This is a genomic window from Thiohalobacter thiocyanaticus, from assembly GCF_003932505.1.
Taxonomy (GTDB): Bacteria; Pseudomonadota; Gammaproteobacteria; order Thiohalobacterales; family Thiohalobacteraceae; genus Thiohalobacter; species Thiohalobacter thiocyanaticus.
This window is the reverse complement of record NZ_QZMU01000001.1, coordinates 2,909,603-2,934,985: the sequence shown is the minus strand read 5'-3', so window position 1 is coordinate 2,934,985 and position 25,383 is coordinate 2,909,603. Positions and strand designations below refer to the sequence as shown.

24 protein-coding genes and 2 pseudogenes are annotated in these 25,383 nt (G+C 65.0%); 6 read left to right on the top strand and 20 right to left on the bottom strand.

What is annotated here, in order from left to right; translation table 11 throughout:
• The first annotated feature begins 4 nt into the window (after positions 1-4).
• Positions 5-1,012, top strand: a complete 1,008-nt coding sequence (gene hypE / locus D6C00_RS13665) for a hydrogenase expression/formation protein HypE (RefSeq protein ID WP_125182212.1) — start codon at positions 5-7, stop codon at positions 1,010-1,012.
• A gap of 171 nt (positions 1,013-1,183) precedes the next feature.
• Here hypE and D6C00_RS13660 read toward each other — a convergent pair whose 3' ends face one another.
• Positions 1,184-1,663 (bottom strand): hypothetical protein, encoded by a 480-nt coding sequence (locus D6C00_RS13660; RefSeq protein ID WP_125182211.1) that lies wholly within the window; start codon positions 1,661-1,663, stop codon positions 1,184-1,186.
• Positions 1,664-1,716: 53 nt separating this feature from the next.
• Positions 1,717-2,871, bottom strand: coding sequence for a hypothetical protein (locus D6C00_RS16195; RefSeq protein WP_241546937.1), 1,155 nt, complete (start codon positions 2,869-2,871; stop codon positions 1,717-1,719).
• Between D6C00_RS16195 and D6C00_RS16820 the strand changes: the two are divergent.
• From D6C00_RS16820 to D6C00_RS13640, 4 genes and pseudogenes are all read left to right on the top strand, one after another.
• Positions 2,866-2,922: pseudogene (locus tag D6C00_RS16820) on the top strand (hypothetical protein); the annotation flags it as partial. The gene D6C00_RS16195 and the pseudogene D6C00_RS16820 sit on opposite strands and share 6 nt — an antisense overlap.
• Positions 2,923-2,998: 76 nt before the next feature.
• On the top strand, positions 2,999-3,406 hold the full coding sequence (locus D6C00_RS13650) for an AAA family ATPase (protein WP_158675433.1): 408 nt from the start codon (positions 2,999-3,001) through the stop codon (positions 3,404-3,406).
• Positions 3,407-3,469: 63 nt separating this feature from the next.
• The gene (locus D6C00_RS13645; RefSeq protein WP_125182209.1) at positions 3,470-3,655 is read left to right on the top strand and encodes a PLDc N-terminal domain-containing protein; all 186 of its coding nucleotides are present in this window, start codon (positions 3,470-3,472) and stop codon (positions 3,653-3,655) included.
• 222 nt (positions 3,656-3,877) lie between these two features.
• The gene (locus D6C00_RS13640) at positions 3,878-5,515 is read left to right on the top strand and encodes a putative bifunctional diguanylate cyclase/phosphodiesterase (RefSeq protein ID WP_125182208.1); all 1,638 of its coding nucleotides are present in this window, start codon (positions 3,878-3,880) and stop codon (positions 5,513-5,515) included.
• Here the strand turns inward: D6C00_RS13640 and D6C00_RS13635 are convergent.
• The 14 genes and pseudogenes from D6C00_RS13635 to D6C00_RS13580 all read right to left on the bottom strand — a co-directional run bounded on the left by D6C00_RS13635 (position 5,419) and on the right by D6C00_RS13580 (position 20,939).
• Positions 5,419-6,837, bottom strand: a complete 1,419-nt coding sequence (locus D6C00_RS13635) for a Ni/Fe hydrogenase subunit alpha (protein ID WP_125182207.1) — start codon at positions 6,835-6,837, stop codon at positions 5,419-5,421. The two genes, D6C00_RS13640 and D6C00_RS13635, sit on opposite strands and share 97 nt — an antisense overlap.
• On the bottom strand, positions 6,834-7,616 hold the full coding sequence (locus tag D6C00_RS13630) for an NADH-quinone oxidoreductase subunit B family protein (RefSeq protein ID WP_125182206.1): 783 nt from the start codon (positions 7,614-7,616) through the stop codon (positions 6,834-6,836). Before D6C00_RS13630 ends, D6C00_RS13635 begins: the two co-directional genes overlap by 4 nt.
• 162 nt (positions 7,617-7,778) lie before the next feature.
• Positions 7,779-8,615 (bottom strand): FAD/NAD(P)-binding protein, encoded by an 837-nt coding sequence (locus tag D6C00_RS13625; protein ID WP_125182205.1) that lies wholly within the window; start codon positions 8,613-8,615, stop codon positions 7,779-7,781.
• Positions 8,612-9,739 carry a 4Fe-4S dicluster domain-containing protein gene (locus D6C00_RS13620; protein ID WP_125182204.1) on the bottom strand — a complete coding sequence of 376 codons (1,128 nt, stop codon included), beginning with the start codon at positions 9,737-9,739 and terminating at the stop codon, positions 8,612-8,614. Before D6C00_RS13620 ends, D6C00_RS13625 begins: the two co-directional genes overlap by 4 nt.
• A 6-nt stretch (positions 9,740-9,745) precedes the next feature.
• The gene (locus D6C00_RS13615) at positions 9,746-9,958 is read right to left on the bottom strand and encodes a hypothetical protein (protein WP_125182203.1); all 213 of its coding nucleotides are present in this window, start codon (positions 9,956-9,958) and stop codon (positions 9,746-9,748) included.
• 212 nt (positions 9,959-10,170) lie between these two features.
• A pseudogene (locus D6C00_RS13610) lies at positions 10,171-11,947 on the bottom strand (nickel-dependent hydrogenase large subunit).
• Positions 11,948-12,185: 238 nt separating this feature from the next.
• On the bottom strand, positions 12,186-13,226 hold the full coding sequence (locus tag D6C00_RS13605) for a heterodisulfide reductase-related iron-sulfur binding cluster (RefSeq protein WP_241546882.1): 1,041 nt from the start codon (positions 13,224-13,226) through the stop codon (positions 12,186-12,188).
• A 1,186-nt stretch (positions 13,227-14,412) separates the two neighbouring features.
• Positions 14,413-14,724 (bottom strand): hypothetical protein, encoded by a 312-nt coding sequence (locus D6C00_RS16815; RefSeq protein WP_241546881.1) that lies wholly within the window; start codon positions 14,722-14,724, stop codon positions 14,413-14,415.
• A gap of 193 nt (positions 14,725-14,917) precedes the next feature.
• The gene (locus tag D6C00_RS16810) at positions 14,918-15,040 is read right to left on the bottom strand and encodes a hypothetical protein (protein ID WP_241546880.1); all 123 of its coding nucleotides are present in this window, start codon (positions 15,038-15,040) and stop codon (positions 14,918-14,920) included.
• A gap of 20 nt (positions 15,041-15,060) precedes the next feature.
• Entirely contained in the window at positions 15,061-15,264 is a 204-nt protein-coding gene (locus D6C00_RS16805; protein ID WP_241546878.1) for a twin-arginine translocation signal domain-containing protein, read from the bottom strand.
• On the bottom strand, positions 15,261-15,899 hold the full coding sequence (locus D6C00_RS16405; protein ID WP_125182202.1) for a hydrogenase expression/formation C-terminal domain-containing protein: 639 nt from the start codon (positions 15,897-15,899) through the stop codon (positions 15,261-15,263). Before D6C00_RS16405 ends, D6C00_RS16805 begins: the two co-directional genes overlap by 4 nt.
• 63 nt (positions 15,900-15,962) lie before the next feature.
• Positions 15,963-16,103 carry a hypothetical protein gene (locus D6C00_RS15515; protein ID WP_158675431.1) on the bottom strand — a complete coding sequence of 47 codons (141 nt, stop codon included), beginning with the start codon at positions 16,101-16,103 and terminating at the stop codon, positions 15,963-15,965.
• A gap of 3,610 nt (positions 16,104-19,713) precedes the next feature.
• Positions 19,714-20,166 (bottom strand): JDVT-CTERM system glutamic-type intramembrane protease MrtJ, encoded by a 453-nt coding sequence (gene mrtJ, locus D6C00_RS13585; protein ID WP_125182201.1) that lies wholly within the window; start codon positions 20,164-20,166, stop codon positions 19,714-19,716.
• Positions 20,163-20,939, bottom strand: coding sequence for a hypothetical protein (locus tag D6C00_RS13580; RefSeq protein WP_125182200.1), 777 nt, complete (start codon positions 20,937-20,939; stop codon positions 20,163-20,165). The genes mrtJ and D6C00_RS13580 overlap by 4 nt, the downstream gene beginning before the upstream one ends.
• A gap of 118 nt (positions 20,940-21,057) precedes the next feature.
• Between D6C00_RS13580 and galE the strand changes: the two genes are divergently transcribed.
• Positions 21,058-22,059 (top strand): UDP-glucose 4-epimerase GalE, encoded by a 1,002-nt coding sequence (gene galE / locus D6C00_RS13575; RefSeq protein ID WP_125182199.1) that lies wholly within the window; start codon positions 21,058-21,060, stop codon positions 22,057-22,059.
• 190 nt (positions 22,060-22,249) lie between these two features.
• Here galE and D6C00_RS13570 read toward each other — a convergent pair whose 3' ends face one another.
• From D6C00_RS13570 to D6C00_RS13555, 4 genes are read right to left on the bottom strand one after another with little or no spacing between them, the layout of a single operon-like run.
• Positions 22,250-23,326 carry a nucleotidyltransferase domain-containing protein gene (locus tag D6C00_RS13570; RefSeq protein WP_125182198.1) on the bottom strand — a complete coding sequence of 359 codons (1,077 nt, stop codon included), beginning with the start codon at positions 23,324-23,326 and terminating at the stop codon, positions 22,250-22,252.
• Entirely contained in the window at positions 23,319-24,233 is a 915-nt protein-coding gene (locus tag D6C00_RS13565) for an HprK-related kinase A (protein WP_125182197.1), read from the bottom strand. Before D6C00_RS13565 ends, D6C00_RS13570 begins: the two co-directional genes overlap by 8 nt.
• Entirely contained in the window at positions 24,230-24,517 is a 288-nt protein-coding gene (locus tag D6C00_RS13560) for an HPr-rel-A system PqqD family peptide chaperone (protein ID WP_125182196.1), read from the bottom strand. The genes D6C00_RS13565 and D6C00_RS13560 overlap by 4 nt, the downstream gene beginning before the upstream one ends.
• On the bottom strand, positions 24,517-25,113 hold the full coding sequence (locus D6C00_RS13555; RefSeq protein ID WP_125182195.1) for a hypothetical protein: 597 nt from the start codon (positions 25,111-25,113) through the stop codon (positions 24,517-24,519). The genes D6C00_RS13560 and D6C00_RS13555 overlap by 1 nt, the downstream gene beginning before the upstream one ends.
• Positions 25,114-25,383: the final 270 nt, after the last annotated feature.

Below are 25,383 nucleotides of genomic sequence, written 5' to 3'. Positions count from 1 at the left end.
ACTCATGACCGAAGACACCCACATCTCGCTCGCCCACGGCAACGGCGGCCGCTTCATGCGCGAACTGATCGAGTCCGTGTTCCAGCGCCACCTCGGCAACCCGGCCCTGGACGTGCAGGCCGATGCCGTGCACCTGGCATTGAACGGGGCGGACTGCCTGTTCACCACCGACGGTTTCACCGTGCAGCCGTTGGAATTCCCCGGCGGTGACATCGGCTCGCTGGCCGTGCACGGCACCACCAACGACCTGGCCGTGGCCGGGGCCGAACCGAAGTATCTCAGCCTCAACGCCTTCATTGAGGAAGGACTGGAACTGGCGCTGCTGGACCGGCTCATCGCCAGCCTGGCCGCGGCGGCCCGGGCCATCGGGGTGCAGGTGGTGGCCGGAGACACCAAGGTGCTGCGCCGCGGCGAGGGCGGGGGCCTGTATCTCGCCACCACCGGCATCGGCCTGGCCCTGCCCGGCCTGCCGCTGGGCCTGGACCGGATCCGGGCCGGGGATACCGTGCTGGTCAGCGGTCCGGTGGGCGATCACGGCATCGCCGTGATGCTGGCGCGGGAACAGTTCGGCCTGCGCGGCGAGCTGTGCTCGGACGCCGCCAGCGTGCTGCCGCTCACCCGCGCGGCACGCGACCTGGACGGGCTGCGATTCATGCGTGATCCCACCCGCGGCGGCCTGGCCAGCGTCTGTCACGAGATCAGCCGCGCCACCGGCCTGGGCGTGCGCCTGCGCGAAACCGATCTGCCGGTACGCGATCCGGTGCGGTCGGTGTGCGAGATGCTGGGCTACGATCCGCTGTATCTGGCCTGCGAGGGGGTGGTGGTGGCGGTGGTCGCACCGGCGCAGGCGGAAGCCCTGCTGGCGCGCTGGCAGGCCCTGCCCGAGGGCCGCGAGGCCTGCCTGATCGGCACGCTCGAGACCGGCGGCGAACGGGTGCTGCTGGAAACCGGCATCGGCGGTGAACGGCTGCTGGAGGAGCTCGAGGACGATCCGCTGCCCCGGATCTGCTGATCTTTCATTGCGCCGCCAAATCCGGCTGGTACCGGGTATGCTGCGCTTATCCCGAGCCGCAACTCAAGGGACGAGGAGCTCCACAATATCGCAGGCTGGGTCAGCCCCCGGGGCGTAACCCAACATTCAGCCCGTATTCGTTGGGTTAAGGCGCTGTCGTGCCTGACCAACCTACAGAGCTTCGTCTGACTGCATATCCTGCAGTCGTGCCGTCACGGCGTGCGTCAGCGCCGGCCCCTGCTGCGCCAACCAGTCGGCCGGTGTCTGACCGGCCTCCGGATCCACCCCCAGCCCGAGGATGAGCAGCCGCGGCCGCATGCCCAGCGCCGCCGCCAGCTCGACCGCCTCGCGGATACCCAGGCCGTGAGAGGAGAGGCCGCCGGCCGCTTCCAGTGCCTGCGGCGTCACCCAGCGCGGGCCGGCATCCGGGCCTGTCACCGGCATGGCATCGAGCAGGATGACCCGGTCCAGGCCGTCCCAGCGCGGCAGCATGTCCGCCGGCGCGCGGCTGATATACCAACGGATGCAGCCGGCAGCCGGATGGTCGCACAGGGCGGTGTGCAGATAGTCCACTGCCGCCCAGCCCAGGGCGTCGATACCCCCGGCCGAACCGATCCCAAACACGCCCAGCGCCTGGTGTAAATGCGACAAGCTTGACTCCGGTCAATGCGGCAACACCACCGCCACGTAGGATGGATACGAAATCACCCTGCTCGCTCCGGACCGGAACCCGGCCGGCAGGCACCGGAACAGACATGGACAACCCCATTCATTCGCGCCCTCTGACGGGCGCCAGGCCGGATCGCTGTATGGGCACCTCGACATCCACACTGGAGACTATCATATCCGCGCTGCAGTCGGCCGAACGCTTTCCGCATCCGGTCGGTGACTTCCGCGTGATCGAAACCCATATCTCCTGGATCCTGCTCACCGGCGGCATCGCCTACAAGTTCAAGAAACCGGTCAATCTCGGCTTTCTCGATTTCAGTACCCTGGAACAGCGCCGCGAGGACTGCGAGATTGAACTGGAACTCAACCGCCGCCTGGCGCCGGAGCTGTATCTCGATGTGGTTGCGGTAACCGGCACCCCGGAGAACCCGCAGCTCGACGGCGCGGGCGCACCCATCGAATACGCCCTCAAGATGAAGCAGTTCGACGACGCGCGGCGCCTGGACCGGCTGGCAGCAGAGGATGAACTGACCACCGCGCACATCGATCAGCTGGCCCTGACCCTGGCGCAATTCCACACCCGTCTGCCGCCGGCCGCGCCGGACAGCGGCTACGGTACTTTCGAGGGCATCGCCGAACGCATCCGGGAAAACTTCAACCAGATCGACGCCCGTATCGATGACCCGGCCCTGCTGGCTGAGCTCAAGCCGTTGCGGGACTGGTCGGAATCCCAGCTCGAGCAGCACCAGGACGACATCGAGCAGCGCCGCCGCGAAGGCTGGATCCGGGAATGCCACGGTGATCTGCATCTGGCCAACATGGTCGACATCGACGGCCGGGTGGAGATCTTCGACTGCCTGGAGTTCTCGCCCGACCTGCGCTGGATCGACACCCTGAGCGAGATCGCCTTCCTGCTGATGGACCTCGACTACCAGGGCCATCACGATCTGGCCTGGCGCTTTCTGAATGAATACCTGGAATACGCCAACGACTACATGGGACTGTCCCTGCTGGATGACTACCGCGTCTATCGCGCCATGGTGAGGGCCAAGGTCGCGGCCATCGAATACCAGCAGCACCGCGATGACGCGCAGCGCGCCGCAGCGGCCCGGCATCAACTCTCCCGCCATCTGAAACTGGCGCGAGCCTACACCCAGGGACACGGTGCCACCCCCATCGTACTCATGCACGGCCTGTCCGGCTCCGGCAAGAGCCGGCTTGCGCAGCAGCTGGCCGAGACCTGCAACTGCATCCGTATCCGCTCCGATGTCGAGCGCAAGCGCCTGCTGGGACTGTCACCACTGGATTCCCACCCGGATGCAGGACGCAGATGCCTACAGCCCGGAGCTGAGCCGCAGAACCTACCAGCGGCTGCAGGCGCTGGCCTATGGCATCGTGGACGCCGGCCTGCCGGTATTCGTCGATGCCACCTTTCTCAAGCAGGAGCAGCGGCGGAATTTCCAGCGTCTTGCCAGTGTGGCCGGCATCCCGCTGGTGATCCTGGACGTGGCCGCCCCCGAGCCGGTGCTGCGTCAGCGCATCCAGGCCCGTGCCCGCAGCGGCGGCGACCCCTCCGAAGCCGACCTGGCTGTACTGGACCAGCAACTGGCACACCAGGACCCGCTGACCGGGGACGAACGCCGCCTCAGCATCTCCGTGGATACCTCAACGGAGGTGGACATCGAAAAGCTGGTCAGCGAGATCCTGCAACGAGCGCGTGGCTGAGGCCTGGGTGGTTTCCTGCTATGCTGGCTGCCGGATACCAGCAACCACCAAGGGGAAATTCCCATGGGCATCGAAGTCGGCGGCCTGTTCGGCCTGATCCTTCTCATCCTGGTCATCTGGGCCATTGTCAGCACCGTACAGAGCACCGCCTCGACCGGCGCCAAGGTGGCCTGGATCCTGGCGCTGCTGATCCTTCCCCTGGTCGGTTTCATCATCTGGCTGTTTGTGGGGCCCAAGTCGGCCAGGTGACGTCCCCGGCATGCTCGGACGCGCGCCTCGCAATGACGAATCAATCACAGATTTCCTGATCCGGAACGGGTGTAGGAACGGCGCCGACACCGACACTGCCTGGAAGCGAATACCATGGATTAAACATGTGAACCCGGCTGGATTCCGATAGAATTTGTCTGTTATGTTAGGGAAGAACAAAGCAAAATTAACATAGCAATCGCAAGGCAAACATAACAACACATGTCGCGTTTCAGCGAAACGACGAAATATACCCTTTATGGCGCACTCTTCGGTCTGTGTTTCCCGCTCGGCGCCGTGGCCTTCCTTTACCTGATCGGGGAAATCGGCGGCCCCGGACGCTCCGGCTCCCTGCTTGCGCAGGCCCACCACAACCCCCTGCTCTACATCATCGACAGCGCCCCTTTCTTTCTGGGGCTGTTTGCCCGCTTTGCCGGCATCCGCCAGGAGCGGCTGCAACAGCTCTCTGATTCCCTGGAGGCCCAGGTCCAGGCCAAGACCGCCTCTCTGGAACGCGCACTGGAGGAAACCCGGCAGGCCAACCAGACGATCGCCCACATGGCCGAGCACGACGCGCTCACCGGCCTGCTCAACCGGCGCCGCTTCCAGCTGGAACTGGAAAAATGGTCGCAGTTCTCTCTGCGCTACAAGCGCAGCGTCGCACTCGTCTTCATCGACCTGGACGAATTCAAGTTCATCAACGACAGCTACGGACACGATGCAGGTGACCGCTACCTGACCGGTGTTGCCGGCCTGCTCTCCAACGTGCTGCGCAATACCGACATCCTGTCCCGCTGGGGCGGCGACGAATTCGCCGTGCTGCTGCCGGAAACCCCGCGGGAGGCCGCCATGGAGGTTGCCGAGAAACTGCTGCGAAGCCTCAACCAGGGCAGCATCGACATCGGCGCCCGGGAGGTGCAACCGAGCGCCAGCATCGGGATGGCGCTGTTCCCGGAGCATGGCAGCGATCTCAACGAGGTACTGGTCTACGCCGACGCGGCCATGTACGAGGCCAAGGCCGCCGGCCGCAACTGCTGGCGGCTGTATTCTTCCTCCTCCCATGAAATGGAACACGTGCAGGAACAGCTGCAATGGGAAGGACGGATCCGGCGCGCCCTGGAGAATGACCAGTTCAGGCTGTTCTACCAACCACTGCTGCGACTGAGCGACAGCAGCACACCCGGCTACGAGGCACTGCTGCGGCTCGAGGACCGCGACGGCGAAATCATAAACCCGGGGGAATTCCTGGGCTCGGCCGAGCGTTTCGGGCTGTCAGTGCCGATCGATCACATGGTCGTCCGCAAGGTGATCCGCAAGATTGCGAGCCTGTCCGAACACGACATCTGGATATCCCTCAATCTGTCGCGCCGGTCGCTGGAGGACCCGAAGCTGGTCGAACACATTGAAACCGTCGCGCGGGAGAATTCGCTCAGACCCGGTCAACTTTACATAGAAATCACCGAGGCCGCGGCGATGGAATATCTCGACCAGGTCCGCGGCCTGACCGAAAAGCTCAAGGCGATCAACTGCCACGTGGCGCTGGACGATTTCGGACGCGGGCCTGCATACCATTACCTGCAGCAGCTGCCCGTGGATATGGTGAAGATCGACGGCGAGCTGATTCACGGGCTGTTGACACAGGACGAAAACCGGCCCCTGGTCAGCAACATCACCACGGCGGCGCATGAACAAGGCATGGAAGTCGTGGCCAAGTGCGTCGAAGACGCCGACCTGCTGCCCATCCTGCACCGTCTCGGGGTGGACTATGCACAGGGCTTCGCCCTCGGCAAGCCGGTGGAGTCCATTGAAAGAATCGAGCTGTTCCTGTCGGAAAGCAACGACAGCAACCATTCGGTCTGAGCATGGATCGCGGTTCGGGTCCGGCCGTCAGCGTCTGACCTTCCGCGCAGAAAGTGGGTGGCGCAGGAGATGCAGGGGTCGTAGTTGCGAATGATCATCTCGCCCTGACTGCGCAGGGCGTCCTCGTCGCGATCGAGCCCGCCGCGGGTCAGGCCCAGGCGCAGGTCCTCCTCGATGCGGGCCTGATTCTGGCTGGTGGGCGGGACTATGTTCACGCTCAGCACCCGGCCCTGATCGTCAAGCCGATAGCGATGCCAGAGGATGCCGCGCGGGGCCTCGGTCACCCAGGCGGCCCCGCCGGGACCGGGCGTGGCATCCACATACGGCCGATCCGGGCGCTGGTAATCTGAAAGCAGCCGCAGGGCTTCATCAATCGCATACAACAACTCCACCGCGCGGGCGATGATGCTGTGATACATGTTGCGGCTGGGCAGTTCGATGCCGGCCGCGGCCAGCCGCTGGGTGAGATCGCCCGGCAACTGGTCGGCGTTGAGGTTCAGCCGCGCCAGCGGTCCGACCAGATAGGGCCGGCCGTCCAGGTGGGCATGCAGGGCGGTGGAATGCGGCGCCTGAAATTCCTGGAAATGCTGCTCGAAATCCTCCGGATCCAGGTCATGCCGGGCGCTGGAGACGATGCGCCCCGCATTCATCGGATATTCCTGCGGATGGCGCATGGCGACGTTGATGAAGTCCTGCTCGTCCGTGGGCAACCCAAGCGTGAGCAGCCAGTCCAGCAGCGCCCCGGCCTCGACCCGTGCCTCGTTCAGTTTCCCGACCATGGCCGCGACCCGCGCCGGTTCGGGGGCATGGTGGAAACCGCCCACCCGCACCCCGATGGGATGCACGGCGCGGCCGCCGAACAGGGCGATCAGTTCGTTGCCCAGTCCCTGCAGACGCAGGCCGCGACGCACCTCGTCGGGATAATCGCGGGCCATGGCGGTGGCGGACTCGAAACCGAGAAAATCCGGCGCGGCCAGCAGGTGAATGTGCAGGGCATGACTCTGAATCCATTCGCCGCAGTAGAGTACCCGGCGCATGTCACGCGCCCAGGGCGCGACCTCCACGCCCCAGGCCTTTTCATAGGCCTGTACCGCGCTCATCTGGTAGGCCACCGGACAGATCCCGCAGATGCGCGCCACCCGGTCGATCACCGCCTGGGACTCGCAGCCCTCCAGGAATTTCTCGAACAGGCGCGGCGGCTCGTAGATCTCCAGCTTCAGCTCGGTGATGGCACCGTTCTCGATGGCCAGATCCAGCGCGCCCTCGCCCTCCACCCGGGCCAGCACCGGGACCTTCACCGCGATTCGTTTCGACCCGCTCATTTGCGGTACCTGTTGCCGGCCGCGGTGAAGGGCTCGGTCTGACTGGTGATGCCGTGGTACTGCTCGCGCAGCTGCTCGGGCAGCAGCCCCAGCCCCTCGAACCAGTGTGACAGCGAATCGGTATTGGGATTCTCGGCCGGGCCGTAGCAGGCATAGCAGCCGCGCTCGAAGCGGGGGCACAGGGCGCCGCAGCCGGTGCGCGTGACCGGTCCCATACAGGGTGTACCCTTTGCCACCATGACGCACACGGCCTGCTGGCGCTTGCACTCCATGCATACCTTGTCCTGCTCCACCGCCGGGGTGACGCCGCTCAGGAGAGCACGCACCGCGCCCGTCACCTGGCGGGTGTTGACCGGGCAGCCCCACAGTTCCAGATCCACGTGCACGGCGGATTTGATCGGACTGGCGGTGGCCAGGCTGTCGAGATACTCGGGCGTGGCATAGACCGCGCTGTGCCAGGCATCGGCGTCGGTGAAATTGCGCAGCGCCTGCAGCCCGCCGGCCGTGGCGCAGGCGCCGATGGTGACCAGAAAGCGGCTGTTTCTGCGTATCGCCTGGATGCGCTTGAGATCATGGCGGGTGTTGAGACTGCCCTCGACGAAGGCGACATCCACCGTGGCATCCGCGTCCAGCATCCCGGCCTCGGCGAAGTGCACGATATCGACCATCGCCGACAGGGTCAGCAGATCCTCGCCCATATCGAGAAAGGCCAGCTGACAGCCGTCGCAGGAGCTGAACTTGTGCACGGCCACTTTTGGTTTGGCGGTTGTCTCATGCATTGCGGTAGTGCCTTATTTGAGGAGCAAAGAGCGCCACGGAATACACGGAAAGCACGGAAAATATGAATGCGAAACCCGAGTTGTCATTGCCGGGCGCAGAGCGCCACGGCAATGACAATATCAAACATTCCGTGTCTTCCGTGGCGCTCTTGATCCCGGTTTTCAAAACCCCTTCACCCCCAGCCGGTCGCGGATGTCGGGGTAGTTGAACACCGGCCCCTGGCGGCAGAGGAAATCCTTCCCGTACTGGCAGTGACCGCACAGGCCGACGGCGCACTGCATGTTGCGCTCCATACTCAGCCAGACCGACTCGGCTTCGACACCCAGTTCCAGCAGCCGGCGGATGGCGGCGATCATCATGGGCTCGGGGCCGCACAGCATGACCAGGGCCTGATCGAGCGGCATGCCGAGCCGGTCGAACAGATCCGTGACCAGGCCCACGTGCCAGTTCCAGCCGCTGCCGGCCACATCGGCGGCGAGTTGCACCTGGGTGTCCGGCTGGCCGGCCCAGGCCTCGTAGCGCTCCCGCCAGATCAGGTCGTCCATGTGCTTCACGCCCTGGACGATGCCCAGCCGGCCGAAGCGCTCGCGGCGCTGCATGGCATAGTTGATCACCGAGACCACCGGGGCGCAGCCCAGCCCACCGGTGACCAGCAGCAGATCACGGCCGACGGCCGCCTCCAGCGGCCAGCCGCGGCCGAAGGGGCCGCGCAGGCCCAGCTGGTCGCCGGGGTGCAGTGCGGCCAGCCCGTGGGTGACCCGGCCGACGGCGCGCACCGTATGCTGGATCTCGTCGTCGTGCTCGGGATCGGAGACCACCGAGATGGGCACCTCGCCCACCCCGTAAAGATAGAGCATGTTGAACTGCCCCGGGGCGAATCGGTAGGGCGCGGGCGCGGCCGGGTCGTCCAGCCTCAGTCCCAGGGTGAAGACACTGGGCGTTTCCTGCACCCGGCTGACCACCTCCGCCTGCCAGGGGACCTGTATCGAGGCATTCATTTACCCGCCTCCGCCAGCAGGGCGCTGACCTCTTCGGTGATGTCGATGCCCACCGGGCACCAGGTGATGCAGCGCCCGCAGCCCACGCAGCCGCTGCGCCCGTACTGGTCATGCCAGCTGCCCAGCTTGTGGGTCAGCCACTGGCGGTAGCGCGAGCGGGTGTCGGGCCGCAGGGTGATGCCGTGGATGTAGCTGTGATTCTGGGTGAAGCAGGAGTCCCATTCCCGGTAGTGGGTGGCGTTGCCACCGTCCAGTGTCGGCACGTCGACCTGCTGGTGACAGAAACAGGTGGGGCACACCGAGGTGCAGTTGCCGCAGCTCAGGCAACGCTCGGCCACCTGCGCCCAGCGCGGATGCTCCCAGGCGTTGAACAGGTGATCGCGCAGATTCCCGGCGGGCATGGTTCGCTGCTGGGCACTGCGGGCCGCCTCGCGCTCGCGCCCGATCTGCGCCTGCTGCGCCTCGGTCAATGCCTGCAGCGGCAGCTGCTGCACGATAGTCTCGCCTTTGCTGCTGGCGGCGCGTACGGCATAGCCTTCATCCAGTTCGTCCAGCGCCAGGTCGCAGTCATCCCCGGCCTGGGGACCGTCGCCGGTGGACACACAGAAGCAGGTCGCCGCGGGATGGGTGCAGTTGACCGCCACCAGGAACAGGCCCTCGCGGCGGTGGGCATAGTAGGGATCCGCATTGCCCGCGCGGAGGAAGTGCTGGTCCTGCAGCGCCAGCGCGGCCAGGTCGCAGGCCCGCACGCCGATGATCGCCAGCGGCCGAGGCCCGGGTTCGACCGGCCGGAAGGTCAGGCGGCCATCGGCATCGCGTTCGGTTTCCCACAGGGCCTCGCGCGGCGTGAACAGGTGCGGCTTGATGGCCTGCGGTCCAACGGCCCAGGCGAAACAGCGCGGCGTGTCGGTGTGCTGCAGGCGGTAGTGGCCGGGCGCCTGCGCCTCCTCCACCCCCTGCGGCAGATCCGAACCGGCGCTCAGCCCGCGGTACAGTATGGCGCCGTCTTCGACCCGTGGGCCGATGCACTCATAGCCGGCCGCTTCGAGCGCCCGCAACAGCGTATCGAATGCCTCCCGCGGCAGGAAGCCGCGCCAACCTGGAGACGCACCGCCGGTAGCCACCCCGATCTAGCGTCTGAATTGCCGGACCAACAGGCCGACCAGTCCGCCCAGCAGGACGGCTGCACCGACCAGAGGCAGGATGTGATCCGGATGCGTCAGCCAGTGCAGCAGGCTGTCGCCCGGCGTGGTCGTCACGGCATGGCCCTCATGGGCGCGGGCGCCGCTGGTCGCCAGCAGCGAAAGGAATCCAGTCAACCATAGCATCATGGAACGTGTCATTTTTTTACCTCGTTGCGTGCGAACTTGTGTACAGGGATAGCGGGCGATTGGCGTGTTTTCAACCCTGTTGCGGGTACCGTATCCTCCATCGTCATCCCGGCGCAGGCCGGGATCCAGTAGCCGCGGCGGTATCTGGATCCCGGCTTCCGCCGGGATGACGGAACAATCTGTCAGGGATGTTTGCTATGCACCTTTTACCCTGAACCCTGATATCACCGTACCTTCACCTTGACCAGCTCCTCGCCCTCCGGATCGGTAACATGCACCGCGCAGGCGATGCAGGGGTCGAAGCTGTGGATGGTGCGCAGGATCTCGATCGGCTGCTTGGGATCGTGCAGCTTGTGCCCGGCCAGCGCAGCTTCGTAGGGGCCGTCCTTGCCCTCGCTGTCCCGCGGGCCGGCGTTCCAGGTACTGGGCACCACGGCCTGATAGTTGGCGATCTTCTTGTCCTCGATCACGATCCAGTGCGCCAGGGCCCCGCGCGGCGCCTCCATGAAGCCCACGCCCTGCGCCTTCTTCGGCCAGGTGGAAGGGTCCCACTTGGCCTCGTTGAAGGTCTTGACGTCGCCGGCCTTGATGTTGGCGACCAGGTTGTCGTACCAGGTGCCCATGGCATCGGCGATGATCTTGGTCTCCAGAGTCCGGGCCGCGGTGCGCCCGAGGGTGGAGTACAGACCCTCAACCGGCAGATCCAGCTTGTTGAGCGTCATGTGCACCAGGTCCTTGGTCTGCTCGTGGCCGCGGGCATACAGCATCAGTACCCGGGCGAGCGGCCCGACCTCCACCGGCTTGCCGCGCCAGCGCGGCGACTTGAGCCAGGAATATTCCTGCTCCACGTTGAGCTGATCGTAAGGCGGCTTGGGCCCGGTGTAATCGAACTCGGTCTCACCCTGGTAGGGGTGCAGTCCGACATCCTTGCCATCCTGGTACTTGTACCAGGAATGGGAGACGAACGAACTCCTGGATCTGGTCCTCGGCATTGAGGTCGACTTCATAGACGCGCGACAGGTCGCGGTCCAGGATCACCCCCGAGGGGATCAGGTAGCTGGAGGGATCGTCCATGCCCTGCTCGGGGAAGTCGCCGTAGGTCATGAAGTTGCCGATGCCTTCGCCCTGGAAGGCCCAGTCCTTGTAGAAGCCGGCGATGGCCAGGGTATCGGGGACATAGACCTGGTCGACGAAATCGCGCATGCGCTCGATGATGGTCTTGACCTTCTGCAGCCCGACCGTGTTGAGCGCCGTGCCCTCGGCCCCGCCGCGGAAACGGCGCTGGCGTCCGGCGCCGTCGCCGCCGGCGCTGATGCTGATGGCCGCGGGGGTGCCGCCGACCAGAAAGTTGGGATGCGGGTTCTTGCCGCCGAAGATGGCATGCAGACGGGCCACGTCACGCTGCCACTCCAGGGCTTCCAGGTAATGCGCCACCGCCATCAGGTTGGCCTCGGGAGGCAGCTTGTAGGCCGGATGCCCCCAGTAGCCGTTGGCGAAGATGCCGAGCTGGCCGGATTCGACGAAGTTCTTCACCCGTTTCTGGACGTCGCTGAAATACCCCGGCGAGGATTTGGCGTAGTTGCTGATTGACTGTGCCAGCGCCGAGGTCGCTTTCGGATCCGCCTTCAGTGCCGACACAACGTCCACCCAGTCCAGGGCGTGCAGATGGTAGAAGTGCATGACATGGTCATGCACATACTGGGCGGCGATCATCAGATTGCGGATCAGCTGGGCGTTGGGGGGGATGGTGTAGTCCAGCGCATCCTCCACCGCCCGCACCGAGGCGATACCGTGCACCAGGGTGCATACACCGCAGATGCGCTGGGCGAAGGCCCAGGCGTCGCGCGGGTCGCGCCCGCGCAGGATGATCTCGATGCCGCGCACCATGGTTCCGGAGCTGTAGGCCCGGGTGATACTGCCGTCATCGCCGGTCTCGGCCTCGATGCGCAGATGACCCTCGATGCGGGTGATGGGGTCGACGACGACGCGTTCTGCTGTCATGTCAGGGTCCTTTTATTTTGTGAATAATGGCCACGGAATACACGGAAAGCACGGAAAACTGAATACAGATTCATGACAAAAGACGTTATCCGTCATCCCGGCGCATGCCGGGACCCAGAAACCGCTGCGGCCACTGGATTCCGGCATCCGCCGGAATGACGGGAAGTTCGTTAAGGACATGTTCAGGCATCAATTCTTTTTTGTCCGTGCTTTCCGTGTATTCCGTGGCTAATGGTTTTCACGTCCTCTCCGGCAGATACTCCGCCAGCAGCTCGGTCAGGCCGACCACCTCGATGTCCTCCATGTGGTTCTCCTCCAGCCCTTCCTCGAGCATGTTGCGGCAATTGGAGCAGGCCGTGACCAGCTTCTCCACCTGCATCCCGTCGAGCTGCTTCTTCTTGCGGCTGAAGACCTGGGCGCGCAGCGGATTGGCGCGCTCGTTGGCACTCACGCCGCCGCCGCCGCCGCAGCACCAGTTCATCACCCCTGCATCGGGCATCTCGACGAAATCATCTGCCACCATGTTGAGCAGGCTGCGCGGCTGCTGCACCACGCCACCGCGGCGCACCAGCTGGCAGGGGTCATGAAAGGTCACTCTCGCCGACTCCCTGCCGCTGGTCTGCAGCCGGCCCTCGGCGCGCAGCTCATCCAGCACTTCCAGGATGTGCTTGACCTCGAAGGGGTAGCTGCGGCCGATCAGGTTGGGCCCTTCCCAACGCAGGGCAGTGTAGGCATGGCCGCACTCAGGGCTGATGACGGTTCTGACCCCGAGCCGTTCGGCGCCGTCGACGATACGCTGCACCAGCTCCGCGGCCAGGTCGGCCGAGCCGATCTGGATACCGCTGTTGGTGGCCTCGAAGGCGGTCGAGGACAGGGTCCAGGACACGCCGGCACGATCGAATATCTCCGTGACCGCGCCAATGATCTCGTTGAACTGGGCGATCTCGGCCGAGGACAGCAGCATCAGGTACTCGGCGCCCTCGACGTCCAGCGGCACCGTCATACCGGTATCCTTCTCGGTGTGCTTGATCTGCGCCTTGAGGGTATCGATGGTCACGCCCATGGGACTGCCGATCTCGATGGCGCGGGTGGTGGCCATTTTCAGGCCTTCCGGTGCATGGCCGGAGGCGGCCATGGCCTCGCGTGACCTGCGGATCATGTAGGTGATGTCGTTGCCGACCGGACACACGGCGGTGCAGCGCCCGCACAGGGTACAGCCCTCGTAGTAGATCAGGGTCCACTCGGCCAGTTCCTGTCGGTGATCTCTCTTCTCCAGCACCCAGCTTCCGACAGCAGCCCGACCCAGAAGGTGTGACGTTCTGATCCAGGCCCGGCGCAGCGGTTCGGTTCTTGGTAGAGGGGGTGTATTTTCGATCGCCGTTTCGGTGTAGAACGGCAGGCTGGGCGCACATGCCGCAATGCACCACAGTCGTTGACATCAGGAGGCAAATCGAGCCCGTCGATTGGTTGATGACGGCGTTGATGACACCGCTTCAGCGAGGGGCTCATATCCGGGAACTCCCTTTGAGACCCCTGCCCGCCGGCACCGTGTCGTAGCGCGACACCGCGAAGGTGAAGGATGCATCAGCTTGGTGACGGGAAAGACCAACATCAGCATCTCCAACGCTCAGTAGTGCAAGTTGCCAAGCATGGTGGGTAGGGCACCAGTCCAGTGCATTGGACATGTAAGCGGTGACCCCACGCAGGGTGGTCACCGCCCCGACGACAATAATCCTGAGAGGTGGACAGAAAGACGGCGCACCGGGGTCTATCCAGACGGTGTTCCGCAGGGCCACATCGCGGCGGGTGAGGATGGACCAGACATCGATCACCGGGGACGGCAGCCCGGGCCCAGACGAAGCCCAGCACGTCCCTGAAGAACTGGATTTGGGGGATTGAAAAAAAACAGCAGCACCAGGCAGAAATCCGATAGAAACACATAGCCGGCGATCATCACCGGGGCGAGTCTCATCGCCCCTCGCCTCGCGCACTGAACGCCCGTCCAGACGGCGCGCCGCCGGCGGCCGCGAGGCACTGGCCGCGGTCTGGACAGGTCCCGCTTGCGCCGATCCAGCCAAATTTCGATGACAACGCCATGAGATCCGACTCATGCGAAATATCACGGGTTGCATTTACAGGCCGGACCCTTTCCCAGTTGAGCAATTCCCCGTAGGTTCCTGACGCTTGTCGATGCGGTTTGCGGTGCCTAGTTCTTGAGATGTCCACCGTCATCTTCTCCCGGCTGGCGGACCCGCCTTGTGCTTCTGATGCGGGCCGTCGCTTACAGCCGGGCCGGCCGCGCCGGCGACGGCGCGGCGGCGCCGATCGCCCCGCCGGCCAGACCGGAAAGGTCGCGGTAGCCGCGCTCAGCGGTTTGTAGAAGCTTTGCCGTCCCGAAAATCCTGGTTCCGAACAGCCGATGCAGCCGTGGCCGGATCATGGGGAGTGGAAGCTGGTTCCCATGTTCACTTGGCGGTGGCGAGGCGTTGTGGGTGGATCGGGCCTTTGCAGCCCAGTTCATACAGGCACCAGCCCTTGCGCGCGCCCTCGTCGTCGAAGGTCTTGGCGAACTTGCCGGCGTCATAGAAGGGCCGGCGATAGCAGCGGTCGTGAATGGAGTCGCCGAAGTAGGCCTTGGGCCGGCCGAGATTGTCCAGCTCGGGTACGGTGCCGAAGGTCAGGTAGTGCGCCAGCACGCCGGTGATCACCACCGGGATGGGTGGACAGCCGGAGACTATGACAACGGTTTCGCTGTGCGGGGGATTGCTGCGTCTCAATCAGCGCGGCGGCCACACTCTTCGCGCCGTGGGGTTGGGTTCGGCCTTGGGCATGCCGCGAGCCCTCGCAGGTGCAACGCAACCACCGCGGCGCGCCGTCCTGCTAGTCGGGGCCATCATGTCCCTGTTGGTCATGCCGCGATGGCTGGATGGAGTCGAACCCGCCGTAGCGACCGGGATTGGGGCCCTCGACCTAGTACCAGTAGGCCCGCCCTCTCCCTCGCTGCTCGCGCGCAAGCTCCTCGGCCTCGCCGGCGGCGGCCTGCAGAGTGTGATGATAGTCCAGCGAGATCAGGTCGAAGATCAGATTCTCCACCGTCGGCGAATGCGAGCGGGTCAGGGACTCGGTACAGCCGGTGCATTCCTGGAACGACAGCCAGATGACCGACGGCCGGGTACGCCTGCCCAGGCCTCGGCGATGGCCGGTGCCATGGTCGGCGGCAGCGCCATCATGGAGGCGGTGGCCGCACAGAACTTGAGAAAGGCGCGGCGGCTGATGCCCTGCCGGGCCAGCTGCTGGGCAAGCGTCGGTCGTGTCATGCGGATTCTCCTGTGGGCAGTGCCTCGCGCAGGCGCTGCAGCCCTTCGTGGATGTCTTCCTGCTGGGAACGGATGATCTCGGGACAGGCGGTGACCTCGACCTGCTGGGTCATGATCTCCCCATCACGGTTGCGATGCACCACCCACCAGATCCCGGGATAGGCCGTCTCATGAATGGAAGTGGGACCGAGGGAGTCGAGTTCGATGCGGACCTCGCCCACCCCCAGCCATTCGCGGAAGCATCTCGTGCTCGGCGACCGGCATGGAGGCTGCGCAGGTTCACACGGCCGTTTCTCGCCTCGAGCTGGGAAGGTCTCCAGGCTACGGCCAGTTCCATCAGCATGGCCGGACCGCAGGCTGGGTCCGCGCCCGGCAGGGCGTCTCCGTCGTGCCCGAACCGGATATCGCTCAGGCCGCCATTGGCGCCCCGGTAGCTCAGTGTCTGCGATGCGAACAGCCGGTCCCGATGGCCGGCTGGACGGGCTCGGTGGGGGTATCGCCCCCAGTCGACATGTTCGGCTGGATACCCACCAGGGCGCGGCGGCGCGGGCAGCGCGAGTCGGTAAGCGCGCGCGCTGGCCAGCAGATCGAGCAGGTGACCTCGTGTACGCTGCGCTTGCGGTTGTGCTATGCATCGTCCTGCCTTCGTTCTCGTAGGGACCTGGAGTACCGGGCGCGGCATTGAGTTCGGCTTGGCATCACCCGATGAGACGATCGGTGGCTTCGATGGACTGGCCAGGGTGAAACTGGGGTCCGCCGTCCATGCCGGTTACGCTGGCATCCAGGGGTGGCACCTGTTGCCAGGCCACCGTCTTGACATGGACCGATCCCTTCGTCACTGAGCAGGGTGTTCCCCAGCCCCAGTACCAGGCAGTTGTTATTCATTGTTCACATTGCCTTGTGGATGATGCTATGGGTTCTATTATTAACCCTGTGCGCCACAGGTCAACAGCCGCGGGATGATGCATATCAGTGCCGGCACCCGGCCATGCAAAAGCCGAATGTTGAACTATCTGTCTCCTTGCCCGTCACGTGACAGCGCACCGCACCCCCCCACGGTGTTATCGGCCCCCCGCCCTGAAGGTAGTCCCCAACAGGGCCTTGTTGCTGCCCGCCAGCGACAACCTGAAACGGTGCCTGCGCGGGGCGGGCGCGTCCAGTTCGGCCTGGAGCCGCGGCCGCTCCATATCAGGCCAAAGACTGATATGGAACGAGGCCGCTGAGTTCTTGCTCATACCAGCACCCTGCCCGTTTCGGTTCGCCCCCCGTGCGGAAGAAGCAGGCACCCCCCCACCTGCGCCCGCCCGCCACAGGATCAGGCTCAGCAGCGACCGGACTCCGCTACGAAATCGCCGCCGTTCGTTGCACCCGCATGCCTTCTCCCCCGATCAAGGTACGGCCGAGTTATGACATCTGCAGACCGGACGCCGCAAGCCGATGCCTTGCATTGCGCGAATCCATCGTAGGGACCATATACCGAGGCAGCCGGCCCGGCTGCGTCCACGCCCTATTATGGAGGCCCGTCTGTGTTTGGGATTACCATTGCAGGTTAGTCAATGTCGACGGTTTCTCGCCCAGTGCGAGGCCACCCACCGCCGGCATCCAGCGCGATTGTCAGCCGGTTCCTGCTCTGCAGGATGAGGCGCTGACCCGGGCGATTTCGGATGGTGCACGTCGGTTATGATCCAGGAAGATGAGGGCAGCAGGAGCGCGCCGCTCGGCCTGGCGAGCTGTCAGCTGTACGACGAAAATGCTGGGGAACAACTCCCAGATGCATGAGACTCTTCGGTCTGCCAGGGCATGCTTGCGCCAGTTCTCCGGCTAGGCCCCGCCGTCACCCGCGCCTAGAAGGTCTCCGCATCGTGGTACGCATCGGACCACTCGGCGGAGTTGAACCGAACTGTTGCGCCAGGGGCATTCCCCATCGCCAGTGCCGGCACCCTGGCCGGCGGCCCGTCACGATCTGGTACTGAGGCGGACCCCCTTTGGTGTGGAGCTGTTCCGAAGCGGCGCCCGAGCGCGGCCAGCCCCAACCGGCTGCTGTGCGGCCGGTTGCGGTGCCTGGCAGACCCGGGCGGGGTGAGCGGCGACGAAAACTTCCTGCTGGCCAAGCTGGAGTTCCTCATGCTCCGAGACCGAATCCGCTATCTGAACTGGAACGCATAACAGGGAATACAACCATGTGTGACACCTTCGGCTGCAACATCACCCCGGCAAACCGTCACTGCTGGCGATCGACGCGCAAAGATCAACCTTGAACCTCCCCGGGGCCATGAAAGAGTGGATGGTGCTGAAGGCCTTGTTGTCGGGAACGACCGGCCAGCCGCCCACAACCGCGAGACTTCGACGCCACGGCCGTACTGGCGCCGACCTGATGTCCTCCCCGGTCGGGCCAAGCGGCGCTGCTGGCGGCGACCATCGATGCGCTGGCGCATGAATGCGCCTCGGCGTCATCGAGGGCGACCTGGACACCAGACCACGGACGCCGCGCGCATCCCGCGCCCGCGGCGTGCCGGCCCTTTCCAGATCGCCACGGGCCCCGCCTGTCACTGTATGCCCACATGGTGCCTATGACGCCCTGCACCAGCTGGACTTGGACGGCTGGACATTCTGTTCATCGAGAAACGTCGGCAACCTGGTCTGCCGGCCAGCTTCGATCTTGGTGGCATCATCGAAAACGTTCACCTGTGTGGTGAACCGAGGGCGACGACAAGCCGGCCAAGTATCCGGTGATGTTTCCGCGCCGCCGACCTGATGCTGCCCTGACATATCCGCGTTCACCCCCCACGCCTGCTGCAGTGCTGGACGATCCCCCCTTCGATCCCGACCGCGCCATCCGCCTTGTTGCGGCGAACCTGGCAATCCCGCACCCGTGTTCAACCTCTCGGCCCGAGGGCCAGGGTCCTGGGACGCCTGGCTGGGACTGGCTGGCTATCGGAGGTCAACGGCCAGCGTGAGCGCCGCCGCGCACCAGCGAGACATGAGTACGGCGATCCAGCCCGACGGCGCGGCCCCTGCACGCCGGCCAGCGTCACATCCCCTTAGTTCATCCGATATGAGCGACTCCGACGCCCGCACCTGGCCTGCAAACGCATCGCGATCTGGATATACGCGAAGCCGGTGCGCATCAGAACGTCTGCGGTAGGCCACGAAACGCTCCATCACCCAGGCCGGCCTGCGCTGGCGGCCTGCCGGAGAAGATCGAGCTGGATTTCCGGGCCCCGGCTGGCCCGTCCTGACTGGCCCGAAGAGGGACTCAGCACGCCATCAACGGGCCCTGATGAAGACAGCAGCCTGGTCGCCTTCGGCGACATGCTGCGGGTACCGGTCAACGCACCCGAAGAAGGTCACCCCCCCTCGCTGGAACGGAGGGCCCGGGCCGCCGGGGCCGCATCCGCCGCCCCATCGCCTCGCCCGCCGGGCGGTTGCCATCGCCCGGTGCCGAACGCGGAGCGGCCGGGTCTTCTTTGCCGCGGCTTCGAGACAACCAACCGCGCCGGGGCCGCCATGCTGGCCGAGGGCGTGCCGGACAACCTGAGCGTGCTGCTCTCGGGCCGGCTGACCTGGCCGGCAGTGGCCATGCTGCTGGAACTCCCGACAGGCCGGCTTCAACTGCCTGGGTCGCACCCTACATGGCACACCGTTATGGGCCCGAGGAAAGGTAGTTCGTCGTGGTCGAACGCCACGGCATCCCTGCCGCCTTGCCGGTTTCACCCGTAATCGCTGCTGGCCGCCCATGTACATCCCCCTGCGTCAGCCCGCGAGGACGCCCGTCCTGACCAACTGTTCCGGAACTGTGCTCCCGGCGGAACAAAACGGGGGGGCCGCCCGTCGGCTGCGGACAGGTCATTGGGTGTGGCGATGCCAACTGGCGCGGTGTCTGTCGTGATCCCGGACTCGGGCTTTCCCTTGCGCAAGGACCTATGCCGCCAGATCGCGCCGACCTGTATCCCGACCAGCAGGACAACTCGCGCAAGCGTCCGGAACAAGATCCTCACCTGCTGCGCACTCTTCGCCCCCCGGGTGGTGCTCGGAATAATCTATCCCCAATCGAGTGGCAATCCTCGATGGCGGCGTCCTGCATCCCGCTCCACCCAATCGGCCCCTGCATGGTCCTCCGACTATGGCGCCTGCCGCAATCTTGGTTGGCCGGCGGCGTGCGTGAGCGGGCGAAGGACACGTGCCTGATTTTTTGTTTGGCACGAAACCCACGAAAAGATAATGATGGCACCATGGTATGGGGGGGGTGGGGTAGGCGAGATAGCGCCGTAACCCAACGAATAACTGTCAGGGATGTTGGGTTACCTCCCTGACGGGGCTAACTCCCAACCTGTGCGAGGCTGTTTCCTGGAATTCCGGCAATGGCGCCGGAATACGAAAAAGAAGCAAGCGGTTAGAAAAGTTTTTTCACCATAATTATGGTCCGTGTTTTCCGTGGCCATTATAAAATTACGAAGCAAACAGCCAGAAATAGCCGATATTGTAGAAGCAGTGCAGCCAGATCGGCCCCACCAGGCTGTCGTGCCGATCGCGGAAATAGCCGAACACCAGCGACGGGGCCAGCACCGCGGCAGCGGCCAGCGGCGGATGGTTGATGAAATGCAGCGCGGTGAACACCAGGCTGGTGATCAGGTTGGCCGGGGTGATGCCGAAGCGGGATGCCCGCAGCCGCGGCCGCTCCCGCAGCCAGCCCTGCAGCAAACCCCGGAACAGGATCTCCTCGACCACCGGATAGGCAAGCCCGAGCAGGGCGAAGGCCTGCACGGCATGCAGCGGCCACAGCGGGTCGACGTCCGGCCGCAGCCAAACCAGTCCGACCAGCCACAGCAGCACCGCTGCCAGATGCGCCAGCCAGAAATGACTGTCCCGCATGGGGCGCCGCAAGCCGGCCGGCGGACTCATTCAGGCAGCAGCTGGAGGAAATCCGTGTCGGTGGCGGTGTTGCGCAGTCGCACCCGCTGTGCCACGAACTCCCGCTCCGGCACCTTCAGACTGCCATCGATCACAAAGTACAGCTGTTTCTCCTGCTCCTTGAGCAGGCGGGCACGATCCACCGGCGCCCGGGCGTGGAAGGTGACATCCTCGATATAAAAGGTGTTCTCGTCCCGCCGCCAGGCGAATTCCTCGCCGCGTTCATAGTAGGTCATGCAGCCGCGCCAGGAATCGGCCCGGAAGGGCTCCACCCGGGTGATGAAATCCTCGTTGAGCACGACCCTGCGGGGCTGGCATTCCTTGTAGACGCTGGCCTTGGCGGTCGGATCGTCCACGTGCCACTTATCGCGGGGCAGCTTGCCCAGGAAGGCCGGGAAGTCGTCCCAGATCAGGGGCTGGTAGTGGATGCGGAATGCATCCGCCTGCGGCAGCTCGAACATAAAACGCTGCTGATCGGCCTGGTAGTCGAGAAAGACCGGAACGCGCAACTGCGCATCCTGGATCAGCCGGTGGCGGTCACAACCCACGCGCAGTCGCTCCAGCCGCAGCCGGTATTCCTCCTGCGTCTCGTACTCGCCGCGCGGCGGGGTGAATTCCTCCCGCGCCTTGCAGCGCTCGTACTGTTCCAGATAGGACGCGAAGGGCCGCGACTGCTCGCCCGAGCGGATGAGCGGATCCGCCGCCCGGGCCGGTCCGGCCAGTACCAGCGCACCGAGCAGCAGCATTATCAGGTGGGTTCGCATGAGTCGTCCTTTGCCGTCGTCGGGAACAGGGATGCTTCGTCTTCTGCGCCCCGCCCTGTTAAGATTGCCAGAGATTAAACCAAAAGATTGAAAACATTGCGATATGGAGGATGATCGAATGCAGTCAGGCGCGATCCTGGTCACCGGCGGCGCCGGGTACATCGGCAGTCACGTGGTGCGTCAGCTGCTCCAACGGGGGGAGCAGGTGGTGGTGCTGGACAACCTGTCCACCGGCTTTGCCGAGGCGGTGCAGGGGGCCGAGCTGGTGGTGGGTGATACCGGCGATGCCGCCCTGGTCGACCGGTTGCTGACCGAGCACGCCATCGAGTCCGTCCTGCATTTCGCCGCCCATACCGTGGTGCCGGAATCGGTTGAAAATCCGCTCAAGTACTACGGCAACAACACCTGCCATACCCGCAGCCTGCTCAGCTGCTGCCAGCATCACGGGGTAAAACATTTCATCTTCTCCTCCACTGCCGCCGTCTACGGCATTCCGGATTCGCCCTACTGCACCGAGGACACCCCGACCGACCCCATCAATGCCTACGGCGCCTCCAAGCTGATGAGCGAGATGATGCTGCGCGATCTCAGCCGCGCCTGCGACCTGCGCCATGTGGCATTGCGCTATTTCAATGTTGCCGGCACCAGCCCGGACGGCGACATCGGCCAGTCCACCCCGCGCGCCACCCTGCTGATCAAGGTGGCCTGTGAGGTGGCCGCGGGCCGGCGCGAACGAATGTACGTCTTCGGCACCGATTATCCCACGCCCGACGGCACCGGGGTGCGTGACTACATTCACGTGGAGGATCTGGCCGACGCCCACCTCAAGGCGCTGGACTATCTGCGCGGCGGCGGCGAGTCGGTCACCCTCAACTGCGGCTACGGCCACGGCTACAGCGTGCGCGAGGTCATCGACGCCGTGGAACGGGTCGCCGGCCATCCCATCACGGTGGAAGCGACCGACCGGCGCCCCGGTGATCCGCCTACGCTCATCGCCCGCTCCGACCGCGCCCGCGAAGTCCTGGGCTGGACCCCGCGCTACGACGATCTGGATTTCATCGTGAAGACCTCGCTGGAATGGGAGAAGAAGCTGGCCGCGGGCAAGGCCTATGGGGTCTGAATACGGCCACGAAATCCACGAAACCCGCTAAAAACTCTGATTGGTCCAATCATTGTACATATAGCGGTTTTCATACCTGTTATCGTCATCCCGGCGAATGCCGGGATCCAGTGACCGCAGCTGTATCTGGATCCCGGCCTGCGCCGGGATGACGGAAATCAAACAGCACGCGGGCTGTGCCCGCCCTACCTCACTCCTCACTCCTCACGGCCTTCCGCAACAGATGCGGCAGCAACAGATGCGGCGGCATGCGCAGGGCATGGCCGCGCACATACAGCAGCCAGCGCGCCGGGGCGGTGAAGGCGTCCTCGCAGCTGGGATGCGGCGGCCGCAGGGCGCGCGCCATCAGGGCATCCATCAGTCCCCGGGTGACACGCCCGGGCAGGGCCCGGTCCGTCCACTGTCGCATCGCTTCCGGCACCGGCGTGCCCAGGATCTCCCGGCAGTAGCGCAGGGCATAGGCCAGCGGGCGTGACAGCTGCAGCTCGTCAGCACGCGCCGGCAGACGCTCCCAGAACCGGGCCTCCGCCCCGGCCGCCTCCCGGATCAGTCCGTCCAGATCGACCAGGTCGCGCAGACCGTGTTCGAATTCGCCGTCATGGAACAGATGGGTGGCACTGTGCAGGATCCGATCTTCGGTGGACAGCACATGCAGATCGGGGGCGTCGATGCACTCGGCCGCCGCGATCAGTTTTTCGGGATCGGGGTGCAGTCGCGCGGTCTCGGGCAGGATGTTGTGATGCACGTCCAGCACCGTTTTACGGCGCACGTGACGCAACGGCGGCAGCTCATGCATCCACTGGCGATAGTAGCGCTGGTCATAGGCATCATGATGCGTGGTCAGCCACCCGGCCCAGTACAGCGACTCCTCCACGGCATCCAGTCGCGCGCGCGGCACCAGGATGTCCACGTCACTGAACACCCGGCCGACCGCCACCGGCGACCCACTCAGAAGATAGGCCGCGCCCTTGAGCAGGATGACCGGCACCTCCAGTGGCGCCAGGGCGCGGCGGATGCGGTTGACCTCCCAGTGCACCACCCGGGCATGGGCGGCGGCGAAGTTGCGGGCCGAATCCAGGTGGCGCTGCACCGGGGGCGGCAACGCCGCCATATCGCAGACGTCGGCCACCCGGTGCGCCAGCCGGCCCAGCAGGTTGGCATGCCGGGCCTGGCGGATAAGCCGGTCCCAGTCGGGCGCCTCCAGCACCGCGGCCGTTGCGGGCGCACGCAGCACCTGGACCAGCAGCGGCAAGCACGACTCAGCCATCGGCCTCCCCGCTCAGGCGGTCGAACCAGGCGATGGCCTCCTCCAGTTCGGCATAGGCCAGATCATGACAGCGACTGGCCTGCACCACGGCGGTCAGGGCATGGAAGGCACGCTCGCCCAGCAGGCTGTAATTGAAGGTGTTCTGCGCAATGCGCAGCAGGGTGCGTCCCGGGGTCTCGGGCGCGGCCTGCGCCGGAACGGCATCGGACCGGTAACGGGGAAAGACAATGGCCCCGGCCCGGGCCGGTTCGTCCATGCGCTCGATGCTGGCACGCGGCACCCGCAGGTGCGCCACCGTACCCTTGAGGGTGTCCAGCGCCGGCGGGCTGATGACCGCTTCGGAGGCGAAGCGCCGGATCACCTCGATGGAGGCATTCTTCAGGCTCACCGGCCGCACCACCGGGATCAGTTCCAGGCTGTCCAGGTCGATCACCGCCATCTCGTCGGACAGCAGCCGCCAGCCGCGCAGCATGAGCGCGGCGCAGAGCGTACTCTTGCCCGCCCCGGGCTCGCCCGGCAGGATCACCCCCAGGCCGTTCCTCTCCACCACCGCCGAGTGGATCAGCAGGTAGTGATGCATATGGCTGGTGATGCACCAGTTCAGACCCCACTCCAGCAGCGGATAGGCCTGCGACAGGGGCAGCGGCTTGAAGGGGATGCGGCCGTCCATGGCGAACTGCACCTGCGGCCGCCACCAGCGGCGCAGGGGATTGGGGGTGTACAGCCGCACCTGGAAGTCAGTGAAGCCATCGGGATCGGCCAGAGGATAATCGGGATACAGCAGCGCCAGGCCGGCGGCCACGGCGGACAGGCGGGACTGGATACGGGAGACGAAGGGGCCGGTTCGGATGCAGATCCCCGAACCGGCCAGCTGCCCCGGCAGCCGGTCCGGTTCAATGGCATTCAAGATTCGATCAGCTCGATAATGTTCAATCGCTTGAGTTCCCCCAGGATGGTCTCGGCCAGCGCCTGCGGCGGCCGCTCCGGTTCCGGGGATACTAACTCACTCAGGAGGGAAACCAAATCCGCGTCGCTGCGGGGCCCTGACTCCAGAGCCCGGAGCAGTTCGGCGGCCAGGGGATCGAGCAGATGGGTGTCACCGCTGCCGCGGTGATAGATCGCAACCTCCCCGCCCCAGTCCACCCAGGCCAGGCCGGCCCGGCCGCAGACCTGCCAGCGGCGATCGGACATCACTGATAGGCGCAGAGGGTACTCTGGATAAAGGCGACGACCTGCTCGACGGTGAGCATCTTGCCGTTGTTGCCCATGTAGTACCCGCCGGCGGCACCGCCGTTGGCATCCACATTGGCGTAGATGGCCTGGACGTCAGCCGGACTCATGCCGTAGCCCGGGATGGCGTAGGCATTGAGCAGGGCGGCGACGATATGGGCACCGAACTGGTGCGGATCCTGGTTGCCCGAGAGCCACAGCACCTGCATCAGGGTCTTGCCGGCATAGTGCGGGTCGCTGCCGCTGAAGGTGCTGGGCCCGAAGAAGGGCGTACCGTCCCCATTGTAGTTGTTGCACTGGCCCTGGCCCTGGTTCTTGCAGGTACCCGGATCGAAGGGCGTGTGGTTCCAGTTGCCATCGCCGACATAGGGCGTCTTCCACGCCCCGGGCGTGAAGCCGCAGGCGCAGTCGTCATGGCCATGATCCGAGACATTGCCGGACATGAAGCCGGAGATGGTGCATTCGGCCCCCAGGACCGGGCGGCTGGTCAGGCTCAGGAGCACCGGCGTGAGGGCCGCGCCCTTGAGAAGGCGGCGCCGGGACTCGATACCGGCCACAACGCCAGAATCAGATTCAACTATCTGATTTTCTTTGTTTTCAATATCTTTCTCGGTGGCCATTAAGCTGCATCCCCGTACATGATCCGGACCGGGCCGGACGGATTTTCTTCCCTGCAGGCAAGCACATGCCATGCCATGAAAAATTTATCACAGACAAATCAATCAACTGAAGCCTGGCCGTGCCTCCCGGGGCCGGGTCGAACCCGGCACTGACGACACATCTGTAAAATTCCTTGACGACAGACCCTGGTCGGCCGTCCCGCCGTG

Bases quoted from the DNA above. Each gene is read 5' to 3' on its own strand.
- hypE (WP_125182212.1), top strand. From the start codon at position 5: ATGACCGAAGACACCCACATCTCGCTCGCCCACGGCAACGGCGGCCGC.
- D6C00_RS13650 (WP_158675433.1), top strand. From the start codon at position 2,999: ATGCAGGACGCAGATGCCTACAGCCCGGAGCTGAGCCGCAGAACCTAC.
- D6C00_RS13645 (WP_125182209.1), top strand. From the start codon at position 3,470: ATGGGCATCGAAGTCGGCGGCCTGTTCGGCCTGATCCTTCTCATCCTG.
- D6C00_RS13640 (WP_125182208.1), top strand. From the start codon at position 3,878: ATGTCGCGTTTCAGCGAAACGACGAAATATACCCTTTATGGCGCACTC.
- D6C00_RS13635 (WP_125182207.1), bottom strand. From the start codon at position 6,837: ATGAGCGGGTCGAAACGAATCGCGGTGAAGGTCCCGGTGCTGGCCCGG.
- D6C00_RS13630 (WP_125182206.1), bottom strand. From the start codon at position 7,616: ATGCATGAGACAACCGCCAAACCAAAAGTGGCCGTGCACAAGTTCAGC.
- D6C00_RS13625 (WP_125182205.1), bottom strand. From the start codon at position 8,615: ATGAATGCCTCGATACAGGTCCCCTGGCAGGCGGAGGTGGTCAGCCGG.
- D6C00_RS13615 (WP_125182203.1), bottom strand. From the start codon at position 9,958: ATGACACGTTCCATGATGCTATGGTTGACTGGATTCCTTTCGCTGCTG.
- D6C00_RS16805 (WP_241546878.1), bottom strand. From the start codon at position 15,264: ATGACACGACCGACGCTTGCCCAGCAGCTGGCCCGGCAGGGCATCAGC.
- D6C00_RS16405 (WP_125182202.1), bottom strand. From the start codon at position 15,899: ATGCATAGCACAACCGCAAGCGCAGCGTACACGAGGTCACCTGCTCGA.
- mrtJ (WP_125182201.1), bottom strand. From the start codon at position 20,166: ATGAGTCCGCCGGCCGGCTTGCGGCGCCCCATGCGGGACAGTCATTTC.
- D6C00_RS13580 (WP_125182200.1), bottom strand. From the start codon at position 20,939: ATGCGAACCCACCTGATAATGCTGCTGCTCGGTGCGCTGGTACTGGCC.
- galE (WP_125182199.1), top strand. From the start codon at position 21,058: ATGCAGTCAGGCGCGATCCTGGTCACCGGCGGCGCCGGGTACATCGGC.
- D6C00_RS13570 (WP_125182198.1), bottom strand. From the start codon at position 23,326: ATGGCTGAGTCGTGCTTGCCGCTGCTGGTCCAGGTGCTGCGTGCGCCC.
- D6C00_RS13560 (WP_125182196.1), bottom strand. From the start codon at position 24,517: ATGTCCGATCGCCGCTGGCAGGTCTGCGGCCGGGCCGGCCTGGCCTGG.